13 protein-coding genes and 1 tRNA gene are annotated in these 14,851 nt (G+C 61.0%); 1 reads left to right on the plus strand and 13 read right to left on the minus strand.

Going from position 1 to position 14,851, the window contains the following annotated elements; all coding sequences use genetic code 11:
* Positions 1-21 precede the first annotated feature (21 nt).
* The 13 genes from rpoB to O3306_RS17865 all read right to left on the minus strand — a co-directional run bounded on the left by rpoB (position 22) and on the right by O3306_RS17865 (position 13,317).
* Entirely contained in the window at positions 22-4,158 is a 4,137-nt protein-coding gene (rpoB, locus tag O3306_RS17805; RefSeq protein ID WP_272009801.1) for a DNA-directed RNA polymerase subunit beta, read from the minus strand.
* 289 nt (positions 4,159-4,447) lie between these two features.
* Positions 4,448-4,825 carry a 50S ribosomal protein L7/L12 gene (gene rplL, locus O3306_RS17810; RefSeq protein WP_272009803.1) on the minus strand — a complete coding sequence of 126 codons (378 nt, stop codon included), beginning with the start codon at positions 4,823-4,825 and terminating at the stop codon, positions 4,448-4,450.
* 73 nt (positions 4,826-4,898) lie between these two features.
* Positions 4,899-5,417: a 50S ribosomal protein L10 gene (gene rplJ / locus O3306_RS17815; RefSeq protein ID WP_272009805.1), complete on the minus strand. Its 519-nt coding sequence runs from the start codon at positions 5,415-5,417 to the stop codon at positions 4,899-4,901.
* 489 nt (positions 5,418-5,906) lie between these two features.
* Positions 5,907-6,605: a 50S ribosomal protein L1 gene (gene rplA, locus O3306_RS17820; RefSeq protein WP_272009807.1), complete on the minus strand. Its 699-nt coding sequence runs from the start codon at positions 6,603-6,605 to the stop codon at positions 5,907-5,909.
* Between the two features lies 1 nt (position 6,606).
* Positions 6,607-7,032, minus strand: a complete 426-nt coding sequence (rplK, locus tag O3306_RS17825; protein ID WP_272009809.1) for a 50S ribosomal protein L11 — start codon at positions 7,030-7,032, stop codon at positions 6,607-6,609.
* 170 nt (positions 7,033-7,202) lie between these two features.
* Positions 7,203-7,736, minus strand: a complete 534-nt coding sequence (gene nusG, locus O3306_RS17830) for a transcription termination/antitermination protein NusG (protein ID WP_272009811.1) — start codon at positions 7,734-7,736, stop codon at positions 7,203-7,205.
* Between the two features lie 305 nt (positions 7,737-8,041).
* On the minus strand, positions 8,042-8,239 hold the full coding sequence (gene secE / locus O3306_RS17835) for a preprotein translocase subunit SecE (protein ID WP_272009814.1): 198 nt from the start codon (positions 8,237-8,239) through the stop codon (positions 8,042-8,044).
* A 267-nt stretch (positions 8,240-8,506) separates the two neighbouring features.
* Complete coding sequence (locus O3306_RS17840; protein WP_272009816.1) at positions 8,507-9,166, minus strand: hypothetical protein; 660 nt, start codon at positions 9,164-9,166, stop codon at positions 8,507-8,509.
* A gap of 347 nt (positions 9,167-9,513) precedes the next feature.
* Positions 9,514-9,589: transfer RNA gene (locus tag O3306_RS17845), tRNA-Trp, on the minus strand.
* Positions 9,590-9,695: 106 nt separating this feature from the next.
* Positions 9,696-10,364 carry a CatB-related O-acetyltransferase gene (locus O3306_RS17850; RefSeq protein ID WP_272009818.1) on the minus strand — a complete coding sequence of 223 codons (669 nt, stop codon included), beginning with the start codon at positions 10,362-10,364 and terminating at the stop codon, positions 9,696-9,698.
* A gap of 231 nt (positions 10,365-10,595) precedes the next feature.
* Positions 10,596-11,771 carry an elongation factor Tu gene (gene tuf, locus O3306_RS17855; protein WP_272009785.1) on the minus strand — a complete coding sequence of 392 codons (1,176 nt, stop codon included), beginning with the start codon at positions 11,769-11,771 and terminating at the stop codon, positions 10,596-10,598.
* Positions 11,772-11,817: 46 nt separating this feature from the next.
* The gene (locus tag O3306_RS17860) at positions 11,818-12,507 is read right to left on the minus strand and encodes a hypothetical protein (RefSeq protein ID WP_272009820.1); all 690 of its coding nucleotides are present in this window, start codon (positions 12,505-12,507) and stop codon (positions 11,818-11,820) included.
* A 96-nt stretch (positions 12,508-12,603) separates the two neighbouring features.
* On the minus strand, positions 12,604-13,317 hold the full coding sequence (locus O3306_RS17865) for a hypothetical protein (protein ID WP_272009822.1): 714 nt from the start codon (positions 13,315-13,317) through the stop codon (positions 12,604-12,606).
* Positions 13,318-13,436: 119 nt separating this feature from the next.
* Here O3306_RS17865 and O3306_RS17870 point away from each other — a divergent pair, with 119 nt between their 5' ends.
* Positions 13,437-14,786, plus strand: a complete 1,350-nt coding sequence (locus O3306_RS17870; protein ID WP_272009824.1) for a cytochrome P450 — start codon at positions 13,437-13,439, stop codon at positions 14,784-14,786.
* Positions 14,787-14,851: the final 65 nt, after the last annotated feature.

The following is a 14,851-nucleotide window of genomic DNA, read 5'->3' on the forward strand; positions in this document are numbered from 1 at the left end:
TAGAAAATTCGGCGAATTTTCTTATTCCTCCCCCTCGGCATCCAGGAGTTCCATGTTGAGGCCCAGACCGCGGACCTCCTTCACGAGAACGTTGAACGATTCCGGTACACCGGCCTCGTATCCGTCCTCGCCCTTGACGATGCTCTCGTAGACCTTGGTCCGGCCCGCAACGTCGTCCGATTTCACGGTCAGCATTTCCTGCAGCGTGTAGGCGGCACCGTAAGCTTCCAGAGCCCAGACCTCCATCTCGCCGAAACGCTGGCCACCGAACTGTGCCTTGCCGCCCAGAGGCTGCTGCGTGACCAGGCTGTAAGGCCCGGTAGAGCGCGCGTGGATCTTGTCGTCCACAAGGTGGTGCAGCTTCAGCAGGTACTTCATGCCGACCGTCACCGGACGGGCAAACTGCTCGCCTGTACGACCGTCAAACAGCACCGACTGACCGGAGGTGTCGAAACCGGCACGCCGCAGCGCGTCGTTCACATCCGCCTCTTTCGCCCCGTCAAAAACCGGCGTTGCGATCGGCACACCGTTGGTGACGTTGCCCGCCGCTTCGACCAGCTGATCCTCGCTCATGTCGGCGATGCCCTCTTCGTAGACATCATCGCCATAGGCCAGTTTCATCGCCTCGCGCACCGGTGTCAGGTCGCCCGAGCGCCGGTATTCACCCAGCGCATCGTCGATCTTGATGCCAAAGCCGCGTGCGGCCCAGCCCATATGCGTCTCAAGGATCTGACCGACGTTCATGCGCGACGGAACACCCAGCGGGTTCAGACAGAAATCGACCGGCGTACCATCCGCGAGGAACGGCATGTCCTCCATCGGCACAACTTTCGAAATCACACCCTTGTTGCCGTGACGCCCGGCCATCTTGTCACCCGGCTGCAGCTTGCGCTTCACCGCGATGAACACCTTGACCATTTTCATGACACCGGGTGGCAGGTCGTCGCCGCGACGGACTTTCTCGACCTTGTCTTCGAACCGCGCATCGAGTGCGCGCTTTTGCGCCTCGTATTGCGAATTCAGAGCCTCGACGATCTGCGCATCGGCCTCATCCTTCAGCGCCAGTTGCCACCATTGGCCCTTGCTCAGCGTGCCCAGCAGTTCCTCGGTGATCTCCGAGTTGGGCTTGACGCCTTTGGGGCCTTTGACGGCGACCTTGCCGAGAACCATCGACTTCAGACGCGCGTAGATGTTGCGGTCCAGAATGGCCAGCTCGTCGTCGCGGTCACGGGCCAGACGTTCGACCTCTTCCCGCTCGATCTGCAGGGCACGTTCGTCTTTTTCCACACCATGGCGGTTAAAGACCCGCACCTCGACAACCGTACCGAAATCGCCTGGTTTCACGCGCAGCGAAGTGTCACGCACGTCAGAGGCTTTTTCACCAAAGATGGCGCGCAGCAGTTTCTCTTCCGGGGTCATCGGCGATTCACCCTTGGGGGTGATCTTGCCGACCAGAATATCGCCCGGTTCCACATCCGCGCCGATGTAAACGATGCCCGCCTCGTCGAGGTTGCGCAGCGCTTCTTCACCAACGTTGGGAATGTCGCGAGTGATCTCTTCCGGCCCAAGTTTCGTGTCACGGGCGGCGACTTCGAATTCCTCAATGTGGATCGAGGTAAACACGTCGTCACGCGAGACACGTTCCGAGATCAGGATGGAGTCTTCGTAGTTGTAGCCATTCCACGGCATGAAGGCGACGATGACGTTCCGGCCAACGGCCAGTTCGCCCATGTCGGTCGCGGGGCCATCTGCGATGACCTCGCCCTTGCCCACCGTGTCGCCCACTTTGACCTGCGGACGCTGGTTGATACAACTGTTCTGGTTGGAGCGTTGGAACTTGCGCAGACGGTAGATGTCGACGCCCGGATCGCCCGGCTCCAGGTCTGAAGTGGCCCGCACAACGATCCGCTGAGCATCGACCTGGTCGATGATGCCTGCGCGTTTCGCCATGATCGCGGCACCAGAGTCGCGGGCCACGACGCCCTCGATCCCGGTCCCGACCAGCGGTGCCTCGGCCTTGATCAGCGGCAGAGCCTGCCGCATCATGTTCGACCCCATCAACGCGCGGTTGGCGTCGTCGTTTTCGAGGAACGGGATCAGCGATGCGGCAACCGAGACCAACTGTTTCGGGCTGACGTCGATCAGGTCCACGCTCTCGCTGGGCGCGAGCGTGTATTCACCCGACTGGCGGGTGTTGACCATCTCGTTTTCGAACTTGCCGTTTTCGTCGAGATTGGCGTTAGCCTGCGCCACGACGTGCCGCATCTCTTCGGTGGCAGACATGTACTGTACTTCGTCCGTCACCTGGCCGTCCACGACCTTGCGATAGGGCGTTTCGATGAAGCCATACTTGTTCACGCGGGCAAACGTTGCCAGCGAGTTGATCAGACCGATGTTCGGCCCTTCCGGCGTCTCGATCGGGCACATCCGGCCATAGTGGGTCGGGTGCACGTCGCGGACTTCAAAGCCCGCGCGTTCGCGTGTCAGACCACCCGGCCCAAGCGCTGAAAGGCGGCGCTTGTGGGTAACTTCCGACAGCGGGTTGGTTTGGTCCATGAACTGCGACAGCTGCGAAGAGCCGAAGAATTCACGCACGGCGGCGGCGGCAGGTTTGGCGTTGATCAGATCCTGCGGCATGACGGTATCGATCTCGACCGACGACATGCGTTCCTTGATCGCGCGCTCCATGCGCAGCAGACCAACGCGGTACTGGTTTTCCATCAACTCGCCGACCGAACGGACACGGCGGTTGCCGAGGTGGTCGATATCGTCGATGTCGCCCTTGCCGTCGCGCAGCTCAACCAGAGCCTTGATGCAGGCCACGATATCCTCGCGGTCCAGCGTGCGCTGGGTGTCCGGCTTGTCCAGTGCCAGACGCATGTTCATCTTGACCCGGCCAACGGCGCTCAGGTCATAGCGTTCGCCATCAAAGAACAACGTCTCGAAGAGCGCCGAAGCGGCCTCTTCGGTGGGCGGTTCGCCCGGACGCATGACGCGGTAGATATCCATGAGAGCGGTTGCCCGGCTCATGTTCTTGTCCATCGCCATGGTGTTGCGCATGTAGGGACCGACATTGATGTTGTCGATATCCAGCACTGGCACCTCGGTGATACCCGCATCCAGAAGCTCCTGAAGGGAGCCGCCGGTCACATCACCCGCCTTGTCGTATTCCAGCGTCAGCTCATCGCCCGCTTCGACATAGATCGCGCCGGTTTCTTCGTTGATGATGTCCTTGGCGACGAACTTGCCCAGGATATGCTCGAACGGAACCAGAAGCTCGGTAACGTTGCCTTCATCAATCAGCTTCTTGACCGCGCGTGGCGTGACCTTCTTGCCAGCCTCGGCAATCACTTCACCGGAAGCGGCGTCGATCAGGTCATAGGTCGGACGTGTGCCGCGCACCCGCTCGGGGAAGAACTTGGTGACCCAGCCCTTGCCTTTTTCCAGCTTGTAATTGACGGTATCGTAATAGGCATCCATGATCGCTTCCTGATCCATGCCCAGCGAATACAGCAGGGTGGTCACAGGCAGCTTGCGGCGGCGGTCGATCCGCGCAAACACGATATCCTTGGCATCGAATTCGAAATCGAGCCAGGAGCCGCGATAGGGAATGATCCGGCAGGCAAAAAGCAACTTGCCCGAGCTGTGGGTCTTGCCCTTGTCATGGTCAAAGAACACACCGGGCGACCGGTGCATCTGGCTGACGATGACCCGCTCGGTGCCGTTGACAACAAAGGTGCCGTTGGGCGTCATCAAGGGCATGTCGCCCATGAACACGTCCTGCTCCTTGATGTCCTTGACGGATTTGGCGCCGGTATCTTCGTCGATATCAAACACGATCAGGCGCAGCGTGACCTTCAGCGGCGCGCTGTAGGTCATGTCGCGCTGCATGCACTCCTCGACGTCGTATTTCGGCTTCTCCAGCTCGTAATCGACGAATTCGATTACGCTGGTTTCGTTGAAATCCGAGATCGGAAACACCGATTGAAAGACACCCTTGATGCCCTCGCCGTCCATCGGAGTGTCCTGATCGCCCGAATTCAGGAACAGATCGTAAGAGGATTTCTGAACCTCGATGAGGTTCGGCATTTCAAGAACTTCGCGGATTTTACCGAAGTATTTGCGCAAACGTTTCTGGCCAAGGTAGGTCTGAGCCATGTGTCTGGTCACCTTTCATTTCTCACCGGTCGCGCGGGCTGTCGGGCCCCAGCCGCGTGACCATTTGAGACGGCAAGTCATGGGTCCATTCATGGCTGTCTTCCCAAGGACAGCCTCCCGACCCAGAACCTCGCCTGAGAAAAGCCCCGATTTTCGCGGAGCCTCTCTGAGACAGGTTCGGCTGGAGACGGTTTCACCCGTCTCCAGCCATTTTTTCGGTCGCGCCGCGGAATTCATGCAAATCCCGATTTGTTTCCTGCTAATGGAAAACAATATCAGCGCGCTTCGATTACTTGATCTCGACTTCGGCGCCAGCTGCTTCCAGCTTGCCTTTAAGCTCTTCAGCTTCGTCTTTCGAGACTTGCTCTTTGACAGCTTTGCCACCGGCTTCAACCAGGTCCTTGGCTTCTTTGAGGCCCAGACCAGTGATTGCGCGAACCTCTTTGATGACGTTGATTTTCGACGCGCCGGCCGATTTCAGGATAACGTCAAATTCGGTTTGCTCTTCGCCTGCGTCGCCGCCGGCATCCGCAGGACCAGCCATCATCACAGCGCCACCAGCGGCGGGCTCGATGCCGTACTCGTCTTTCAGGATGGTTTTCAGTTCTTGTGCTTCGAGAAGCGTCAGACCAACGATCTCTTCTGCCAGTTTCTTCAGATCAGCCATTTTCTCATGCTTTCCGTATTAGATGTGTTCCAACGCCCGGGTTTCAAGCCCGGTACGGGTACGTTCCAGTTGCTTATGCCGCTTCGGCCTTCTCTTCGATGGTCGAAAGGATGCTCGCGATGTTGCTTGCAGGTGCGCCAATGGCCCCGGCAATGTTCGAAGCAGGTGCGCCGATGCAGCTGACGATCTGAGCGATAAGCTCGTCACGCGAGGGCATTTTCGACACGGCTTCGACACCGGCCCGGTCCAGAGCGTTCTCACCCATTGCCCCGCCAAGGATCTCGTATTTCTTGTTATCCTTGGCAAAACCCTCGGACACCTTGGCCGCAGCCACGGGGTCTTCGGAATAGGTCAGAACGGTCATACCCGTGAGATAGTTTGCAATGCTTGCGCAGGGCTTACCCTCAAGGGCGATCTTGGCGAGCCTGTTTTTGGCGACGCGAACAGATGCATCAGCTTCACGCGCACGCGCCCGAAGATCCTGCATCTCAACAACTGTCAGACCCGTGTAGTGGGCAACCACTACAACGCCAGAGCTTTCAAAGATCTGGCCGAGTTCCTCAACCACTTTCTCTTTCTGGGCTCTATCCACAGTTTCACTCCAAATTTGGGGGTCTCCCCCCGGCTCGTTTGTGTCGGGCAAGACGCCCGACGTTCAGGTCCTTTTTACGGGGGTCCGCCAAGAGCGCCCGAGGTGCATAAGCGCCCGGCCAATCTGGTCTTCTCCCGTCTCAGGCAGGAAATTAAGAAGCTATGGCCTCACCCGCCGTCTTGGACGAAATGCACCACGCTCCCCGAATCGGAGACGTGGCACGTGTTGGTGGCTTATGTTGAAGCACAGACGGCGTCAAGTGGCAGAACGATTACCACCCCTGCCAGCGGCGGACAGCAGCTCGAAATCGATATGAAAGACCTGACCCGGCCCTTTCCGGCTCAATTGCCGTCAATCCTGACAGAAGTTTCAATCAAGTCAACCAAAGCCGGCACCTGTCGTTCTGCGCCGCGCCCATGGCTTCATGCCTCCGGAAAAAGAAAAAGGCGCCCCGAAGGACGCCTTTTCCCGATCCATAACGGTGGTGTCTTACTCGGCGTTGGCCGAGTCCACAGCAACCGACACGGCCGGCCCCATTGTGGAGCTGAGCGAGATCTTCTTCATGTAGGTACCCTTGGCACCCGCCGGCTTGGCCTTGGACACGGCGCTGACAAAAGCGCGGATGTTCTCGACCAGCTTGGCTTCGTCAAACGATGCCTTGCCGACGCCAGCATGGACCACACCGGCCTTCTCGGCCTTGAACTGTACCTGGCCGCCCTTGGCGTCCTCAACAGCCTGCTTGATGTCCATGGTCACGGTACCGACCTTGGGGTTGGGCATCAGGTTGCGCGGGCCCAGCACCTTGCCCAGACGGCCGACGATCGGCATCATGTCAGGGGTGGCGATGCAGCGGTCAAATTCGATCTTGCCGCTCTGCACGACTTCCATCAGATCCTCTGCGCCGACAATATCTGCCCCAGCGGCTTCAGCTTCTTCAGCCTTGGCGCCACGGGCAAAGACAGCCACGCGCACGGTCTTGCCGGTGCCGTTGGGCAGGCCGACAACGCCGCGTACCATCTGGTCCGCGTGGCGCGGATCGACGCCGAGGTTCATTGCGATCTCGATGGTCTCATCGAATTTCGCCTTGGCGTTGCCCTTGATCAGAGCCACGGCCTCTTCGACGGTTACGTCGCTCTTGCCGGCAAAGGCTTCGCGAGCGGCACGGGTGCGTTTTCCGAGTTTTGCCATCTTACTTCACCTCGATGCCCATGGAACGCGCGGAGCCGACGATGATCTTCATCGCAGCTTCGATATCATTCGCGTTCAGGTCTTTCCATTTGGCTTCCGCGATCTCGCGGACCTGCTTGACGGACACCGACCCTGCGGTATCGCGACCGGGGGTCTTGCCGCCCGATTTCAGCTTGGCCGCCTTCTTGAGATAGTAGGACGCCGGCGGCGTCTTGATGTCCATCTCGAAGGACTTGTCCTGGTAGTAGGTGATCACGGTCGGGCACGGGGCGCCGGGCTCCATGTCCTGCGTCTTGGCGTTGAACGCCTTGCAGAATTCCATGATGTTGATGCCGCGCTGACCCAGGGCGGGTCCGACCGGCGGGCTTGGGTTGGCTTGCCCGGCTTTCACCTGCAGCTTCATCTTGCCAGCGAGTTTCTTGGCCATGAGGCCTCTCCTTTTCGTTCAACAGCGTCGGGGCGCGCCCCTCGGCCTTTCGGTTGCGGTGGTCTGGTTCGGATGCCGCGGCGCCCTTGCCTCCCACATGAGATGCGTCTCTGCCCCTGATGGGGCGTCCGCGCAAATTCCGTCGGGTGGGTTTCACCCCACCGCCCGCGTCAGCCCTGTTTGGTGACTTGGGTAAATTCCAGTTCGACCGGGGTTTCCCGGCCAAAGATCGACACCGACACCTTCAGGCGCTGGTTGTCTTCGTCCACTTCCTCGACCGAGCCATCGAAATCCTCGAACGGGCCATCGTTGACCTTGACCTTCTCGCCGATCTCGAAATGGATCAGGGTGCGTGGGCTTTCCTCGCCTTCCTGAACCCGGTTCAGGATCGCGTTCACCTCGGCGTCGCGCATCGGCATCGGGCGACCCTGCGGGCCAAGAAAGCCGGTGACCCGGTTGATCGAGTTGATCAGGTGATAGCCCTGGTCCGACATTTCCATCCGCACCAGAACGTAACCCGGCATGAAGCGCCGCTCGGCGGTCACTTTCTTGCCGCGACGCACCTCGATCACTTCCTCGGTAGGGACCAGCACCTCTTCGATCTCGTCCTCGAGGCCGGATTCGATCACGGATGTTCTGATCTGCTCGGCGATCTTCTTCTCGAAGTTCGAGAGAACGCTAACCGAGTACCACCGTTTTGCCATGACGACCCAATTCCTCGTGCCACCCGGGTCAAGAGCCCGGTATTGCTGTTTTTCTCCGCGCGCAACACGCACGGCTCCGAAACAAAAAATCGGCGCGCAACCCGAATCGCCGCGCGCCATGTTCCGTAGATGAGCGCCCCACTACCGCGCATTCCCATTGATTTCAAGGTCTGCAGGCAGTTTTGGCGGGACTTAAAGCGTTTGCCATGAAATCCGGTCGACGGATCGGATTGCAGGCACTGCCAAGGTCGATACCACTCCGGCCTGACGCATACGCCGGGATATCATGGCCGACCAGACAGGTATCAGCCGAACATCCCCAGAACAACCTGAAGCCCACTACGGATGCCCAGGTCCACCAATGCGAAAAAAACCGACGTCAGCGCGGCCATGATGAACACCATAACCGTGGTCAGAAATACCTCGCGGCGGGTCGGCCAGACGACCTTCGCCACTTCGGCGCGGACCTGCTGGATGAACTGAAGCGGATTGGTACGTGCCATGCGCTGATGTCTCTCACTAAGGCGTTTTGCATATGACCCGAAGGTCAGATCAGATGCGAAACGCCCGTAACATTGAATTGGCGTGGGCCCTCCGCATTTTACCCTGATTCAGGAAAAACGCAAAAGGCTTGAGCCTCGGGACGGTGCGGGCCGCCCGAATGGCCCGACCCGTCCGGGCGACATACGCGCCTGACCGCGCAAATTCAAGAGCCGATCCTGACGGACCGGCACTGGAAAATTCCTGCGGTTTGGCATCGCCCCCGATGCTCAACCGTGATGGGCCTGCGCCGCCAACCGGTCGAACGGGTCCGGCGCATCTTCGTCCACTTCGTCGATCAGCGCCTCGCGGCTGAAATCCGGCATGTAGAGCCCCTCTGACCAGCGCCCCGGCAACCGGTCGAATAGCGCATCAAGCCGCACCGCAAGGCTGTCTGCCGTGGCGCGCAGACGTTCTGCCCGGCTGGGCGCCCGCGCATCGAGCCAGCGGTAGAACCACAGCGCGCATGCCGCGATACGTTCCGCCCCGACAAAGATGAAGGCAATCAGCGACAGCCAGATCGCGCCAATGATCAATGTCGGAACGATCCAAGGCCAGGTGTAGAAGACAACCACTGCCGACAACGCGATCATGACCCGCCCCAGCCAGCCCTCGCGCAATGCGCGCCGCTCTTGCCGCCCGCCCGTTTCGGTATCGTCCGCCGCGCTGATCGGCTCGAACGCCGCGTGGCTCCGCGCTGCGGCGGCATCGGATCGGTCAGATTGTGGCATGGAAGGTGGCGGCCCACCGCGTGCAACCGCTTGCGTCACCGCATCGCGCGCCGCGGCAACCGCCTGCGGGTCTTGCTCCTGCAGTGCTTCTGCAATCGCCTCGTGGATCTCCGCATCGGTCAATTCCGGCCGCGGAGCCTCCGTCAGCGGGTCCAACATGAGGCCCGGCCGCAACTTGCGCGTATCTATGCGCAAAGTCTCATATTCATCTGTTGGTGACATGACAGCACCAGAATCCTTATTTGCGCCCCCACGCAAACCCGGCAGGAACCCTGGGTCCACCGCCGAATGCAGTGTTTCTACGGCACGATTGGGGCAAAAATGTGGCAAGCGTGATCATTTGAGGGCAAACCTGATGAAAATCGGGCCAGATCAAGGCAAATGTGGCGCCCGGCGGCCCTGCCAGCCTTCGCTGCCGCAGTGACCTGATACGCGCGACCGCCCCAAGGGTGGTAATTGCAGCGCGGCAAGATCAAAAGATGGGGTGGTGACACCGAACTGGGCGGTGGCAGGGGCACCAGGGCTCGAACCCGGGACCTACGGTTTTGGAGACCGTCGCTCTACCAACTGAGCTATACCCCTATATGCGGTCCGGGGATTAAGCCAACTCTCGCACCAGCGCAAGGGGGATCGGACCGATCCGGGCGACAATTCCTTCCGGGCAGCGCTCAGGCCCCAGCCGGTCTTGTCATTCTCGCCCGATTGTCTCCGCCGCGCGCTCCAGTGCGGCCAGATCGGCGCCGCAGATCGCTGCTTCATGGGCCAGTATCCGTGCAATCGGCCAGTCCCACCACGCAATCTCCAGCAGTCGCGTAATCGTCTCGGGGGCGAACCGACGGCGCAGCACGCGCGCCGGATTGCCCGCGACCACGCTGTAGGGCGCGATCTGTCCGCCAACAACAGCCCCGGCACCGATGATGGTGCTGCTGCCGATCTCTGCACCGGGCAGGATGCGCGCGCCCTGCCCGATCCAGATATCATGGCCCAGCACCGTATCGCGCCCCGGTCCCGGCAAAGATGCACGCGCCTCGGCGAACCCGCCGTCGAACACTGCAAAGGGAAATGTGGAAAACCCGTCGCGACGGTGGTTGGCCGAAGCGGTGATGAATTGTACCCCGTCGGCGATCTGGCAGAACCGCCCGATGACCAGCCGCTCGGGCGAATGCGGGTAAAGGTAGGGCGCCAGACGCGCCGCCCAGTCGGCGGGTAACACATGCGCACTGGCATAAGAATACTCGCCCGCCTCGATGCGCGGATGATCAAGCGCCGCGCGCAGGAACACCGTGCCCTCATGCGCCGTGCCGTCCGGCAGGGTCAGCGGATTGCGGATATCAGGGGTGGGGAGAGTACCGGGCATCGGGACCTCGCGCTGGTCGCGTGTTGTTTACGTTGGATCCGGGCGATCAGGTAAATCTGGCCGCGGCGCCCTCCATAGGCTCGGGCAACAGAATAACAGGCCAGCGCGCCACGAAAAAGGGCGCCCGTTTCCGGGGCGCCCTCTGATTGCTGCGTAGGGTGGATTTTACCCCACCTTCCGGGTCATGCAGGCATGGTGATCTTGCAATCACCTACCGCACAGACAATTCGCTCACTCGAGGATTTTCGACACCACGCCGGCGCCGACGGTGCGGCCGCCTTCGCGGATGGCGAAACGCAGGCCCTCTTCCATCGCGATCGGGGCGATCAGGTCGACCTCGAACTTCAGGTTGTCGCCGGGCATCACCATCTCCGTGCCCTCGGGCAGGTTCACGGTGCCGGTCACATCCGTCGTACGGAAGTAGAACTGCGGACGGTAGTTGGCGAAGAACGGCGTGTGACGGCCACCCTCATCCTTGGTCAGGATATACGCCTCGGCTTCGAACTTGGTGTGCGGCGTCACCGAACCCGGCTTGCACAGGACCTGCCCGCGCTCGACACCTTCACGATCGATACCGCGCAGCAGCGCGCCGATGTTGTCGCCAGCTTCACCGCGATCCAGCAGCTTGCGGAACATTTCAACGCCCGTGCAGGTCGTCTTCTTGGTGTCGCGGATGCCGACGATCTCGATCTCGTCGCCAACGTTGATCACGCCACGCTCAACACGACCGGTCACAACCGTACCACGACCCGAGATCGAGAACACGTCCTCGACCGGCATCAGGAAGGGCTGGTCCACGGCGCGTGCCGGCGTCGGGATGTACTCGTCCACGGCCGCCATCAGCTTGCGGATCGAATTCTCGCCGATTTCCGGATCACGGCCTTCCAGCGCAGCCAGCGCCGAGCCGGGGATGATCGGAATGTCGTCGCCGGGATATTCGTACGAGCTCAGCAGCTCGCGAATTTCCATCTCGACCAGTTCCAGCAGCTCTTCGTCGTCAACCTGGTCGACCTTGTTCATGTAGACGACCATGTAGGGGATGCCCACCTGGCGACCCAGCAGGATGTGCTCGCGCGTCTGGGGCATCGGGCCGTCGGCCGCGTTCACCACCAGAATCGCGCCGTCCATCTGCGCCGCACCGGTGATCATGTTCTTCACATAGTCAGCGTGGCCGGGGCAGTCGACATGCGCATAGTGGCGCGCGTCGGTCTCGTATTCCACGTGCGCGGTCGAGATCGTGATCCCGCGTGCTTTCTCTTCCGGCGCGCCGTCGATCTGGTCATACGCCTTGAAGTCACCGAAATACTTCGTGATCGCCGCCGTCAGCGTCGTCTTGCCGTGGTCAACGTGACCGATCGTGCCGATGTTAACATGCGGCTTGCTGCGGTCGAACTTTTCCTTTGCCATGATGCTGGCCCTTTCTTTCAGAACTCTGATTAATCTTCTTGTGCTCTTAGTTTACTTTTGCACATGTGATCGTGATTGCCTGACGGCATTTTCTTGCTTCTTCCTGCGCCTCCGCCCGAGCTTGCCTTTCGGCCTCAGTCAACGTTGCAGGATCGGTCTTGGGCGATAAGGTTTTGGCTGACGGCTTATTCGTCGTGTCTACGGCCCCGAACAACCGACGTTCTACATCCCCGGAAAATCCGGCGATGGTTCTGCGATAGTCGTCGTCAACGCTGCGCGTCGAAATCGCCCCGATAATGCCACCGGGCGCATAGGCCCCTTTCGCCGTCCCGTACACTTTGGTCGGCTCAAGCACCATCGCACCGCTTCGGACATCCTTGACTTCAAGAACACCGCTGATGGCGCTGGTCCCGCCAATCAGCAACGACTGACCCGGAGAAACCAGATGCACACCGGTTAGACGCACAGTTACATCGACTGGCGTGGTCCCTGTGGCCGATTTACGCAACGCATGCGCTAATGTCGCCCGGATATCGCGCGCGACGTCTTCCTTGGAAAACTCATTCACGCGTCCGGTCACACCGGTAAAGGCAGCCGTGTCGACAGTCACCTGACGGACGGAATACTGCTCGCGCGGGCTGTTCTGCAACAAAGGCTCCGCATAGCATCCAGCCACCAAAAACGCGGCAGCGAATCCCAAGAAACTCCTACGGCCCGGGAAATTCACGTTCTTCATATTCATTTTCCGCCATTTCATCGCGGGCCGTTTATTGCGCCGGGCACCGAAAATCAAGCACTTCCGCGCGCCGCGACCCCCGCCGTGGCGGTGTCGTCAACTTTCAGGGATCGGTGCCACCTCCGGCTCTTCGATCATCTCTGCCGAGGCGGCAGCCGCTGCTGCGGCCGCTGCGCTGTCATCCTCCTGGGCCGCGGCGTCGGCAACCGGTGCGGCAGCAGGCTCGGCCTGTGCCGGCTTGGCCCGCTTCACGCCTTTCCCGCCGAACCATTTCTTCGCCTGATTTTCGCGCACCAGCCAGTTCTGGATCAGCTTGGCGGCGTTGCGGCTCAGATTCTCCATCTGGACTTCCTTGGACTGGGTCAGCCCCGATCCCAACATGGTACTTCCCGAGATGCTCTCGATGATCGTCACCTGTTCAGGCTTCTCGTTCAGCTTTTTGCCCGCAGCATCATCCCAGACTGTCACCTTGATGATCAGCGCCGATTTCGGCGATGCCACGACAGGCACCCCCGGCACGGCCAGAACATAGCCCTCGACCGAGATCGCGATATGATAGAGCTTGTCGCCTTCGTAGCGGCCGAACCGCTCATCGATGGCCTTGGTCATCGCGGCAATCCACTCTTCCTTGCTGGCATCGCGCGAGGCGGGCCCCTTGGTCAGGTTGGGCGCAACCACGACGTTGTGGCCCAGCGCGAAATTGCCCAGATCGACAGGCGCCTTGTCCAGATCGTCGGGGTTGGTGCACGCGCCAAGCGCGCCCAGCGCCAGAAACAGGGCGGCTAAACGTGACAGAAGGTGAAAGCTCATCGGGCATCCTCACAGCTTAGGGTCCCCTTGCCGATACAAGAGCGCCGCGCTTTGCGCAATCATTTGCCCAGCCCCGCCGCCGTACCTATATCAATAGCCAAGAGCCGAAAGGGACAAAGATGCGCAGCGACATACCCGTTCACGTCCCGCTGGTCACCCAGCCGATGGGCGTGCTGGCCAGCCTGGCTGCGGCGCGGCGCAACGTGCTCAGCATCATTCCGCAGATTGCCACACGTCAACCGATGGTGTCAGGCCGCACCGGCAAGCGCTGGCACATGGTGATGGACCCGGACGCCATAAAGACGATGCTGCTGGAGAAACTCGACAATTATCCGAAATCGGTCGTCACCAAGAACCTGCTTCGCCCGGCGATCGGCGAATCACTCTTTATCGCCGAGGGCGCGCATTGGCGCTGGCAACGGCGCGCCGCCGCACCGGTCTTTTCGCATCGCAACGTGATGAACCTCGCCCCGATCATGACCGCCGCCGCCGAGCGCAGCGCCGCGCGGATTGCCGCCGCCGGACCGCGCGCGGTGGACGTGGCAGAGGACATGGTGCGCACCACTTTCGACGTGATCAGCGATGTGACATTTTCCGGCGATGGCAGCTTCGATGCGGACGCAGTGCATCACGCCATCAACGGGTATATCGCCGAGGCGGGCAAGATCTCGCTCTTTGACATCCTCGGCTTTCCCGACTGGGTGCCGCGCCCGGGCCGGATGATGTCGGGCAAGGCAGTGCGCCAGATGAAGGCCGTGGCCGATGAAGCGGTCGAGGCCCGCCGCATCCGCGGGCCAGAGGGGGTGCCGGACCTGCTCGATCTGCTGCTGGACGGGATCGACCCCGAGACGAAGCGCCAGATGAACACCGCCGAGTTGCGCGACAACCTGCTGACCTTCATCGTCGCCGGGCACGAGACGACGGCGCTGACCCTCGCCTGGTCGCTCTATCTCTGCGCGTTCGATCAGAGCGTGCAGGATCGCGCCCGCGCCGAGGCGCAATCGGTGCTTCAGGGGCGCGCCTGCACCGGCGAGGATGTGGCGCAGCTGCCCTTTATCCGCATGATCGCCGACGAGGCGCTGCGCCTCTACCCACCAGCCGCGATGGTGTCGCGCACGGCGCTGCAGGCCGATACGCTCTGCGGCCGCGAGGTGCATGCCGGCGATACAGTGATCATTCCGATCTATGCGCTGCACCGCAATCACCTGCTGTGGCAGGATCCCGATCATTTCCGCCCCGACCGCTTTGCCGACCGCAAGGTGGTGCAGCGTTACGCCTACCTGCCCTTCGGTGACGGCCCGCGAATCTGCATTGGCGCCAGTTTCGCGCTACAAGAGGCGGTGATCATCCTCGCCACGCTGCTGTCACGGTTCCGTTTCACCCAGGTCGAGGGCCGCAACCCCGAGCCGGTGATGATCCTGACCCTGCGCCCCCAGGGCGGCGTCTGGTTGCAAGCCACCCCGGTTTGACACGACGCCCGCCCGCCGCGCACTCTGAGGCGCCCGCCCACGCCCGCATAGGGCGCGTCATTCGC

The organism is Roseovarius sp. ZX-A-9 (assembly GCF_028369135.1).
Classification (GTDB): Bacteria; Pseudomonadota; Alphaproteobacteria; order Rhodobacterales; family Rhodobacteraceae; genus Roseovarius.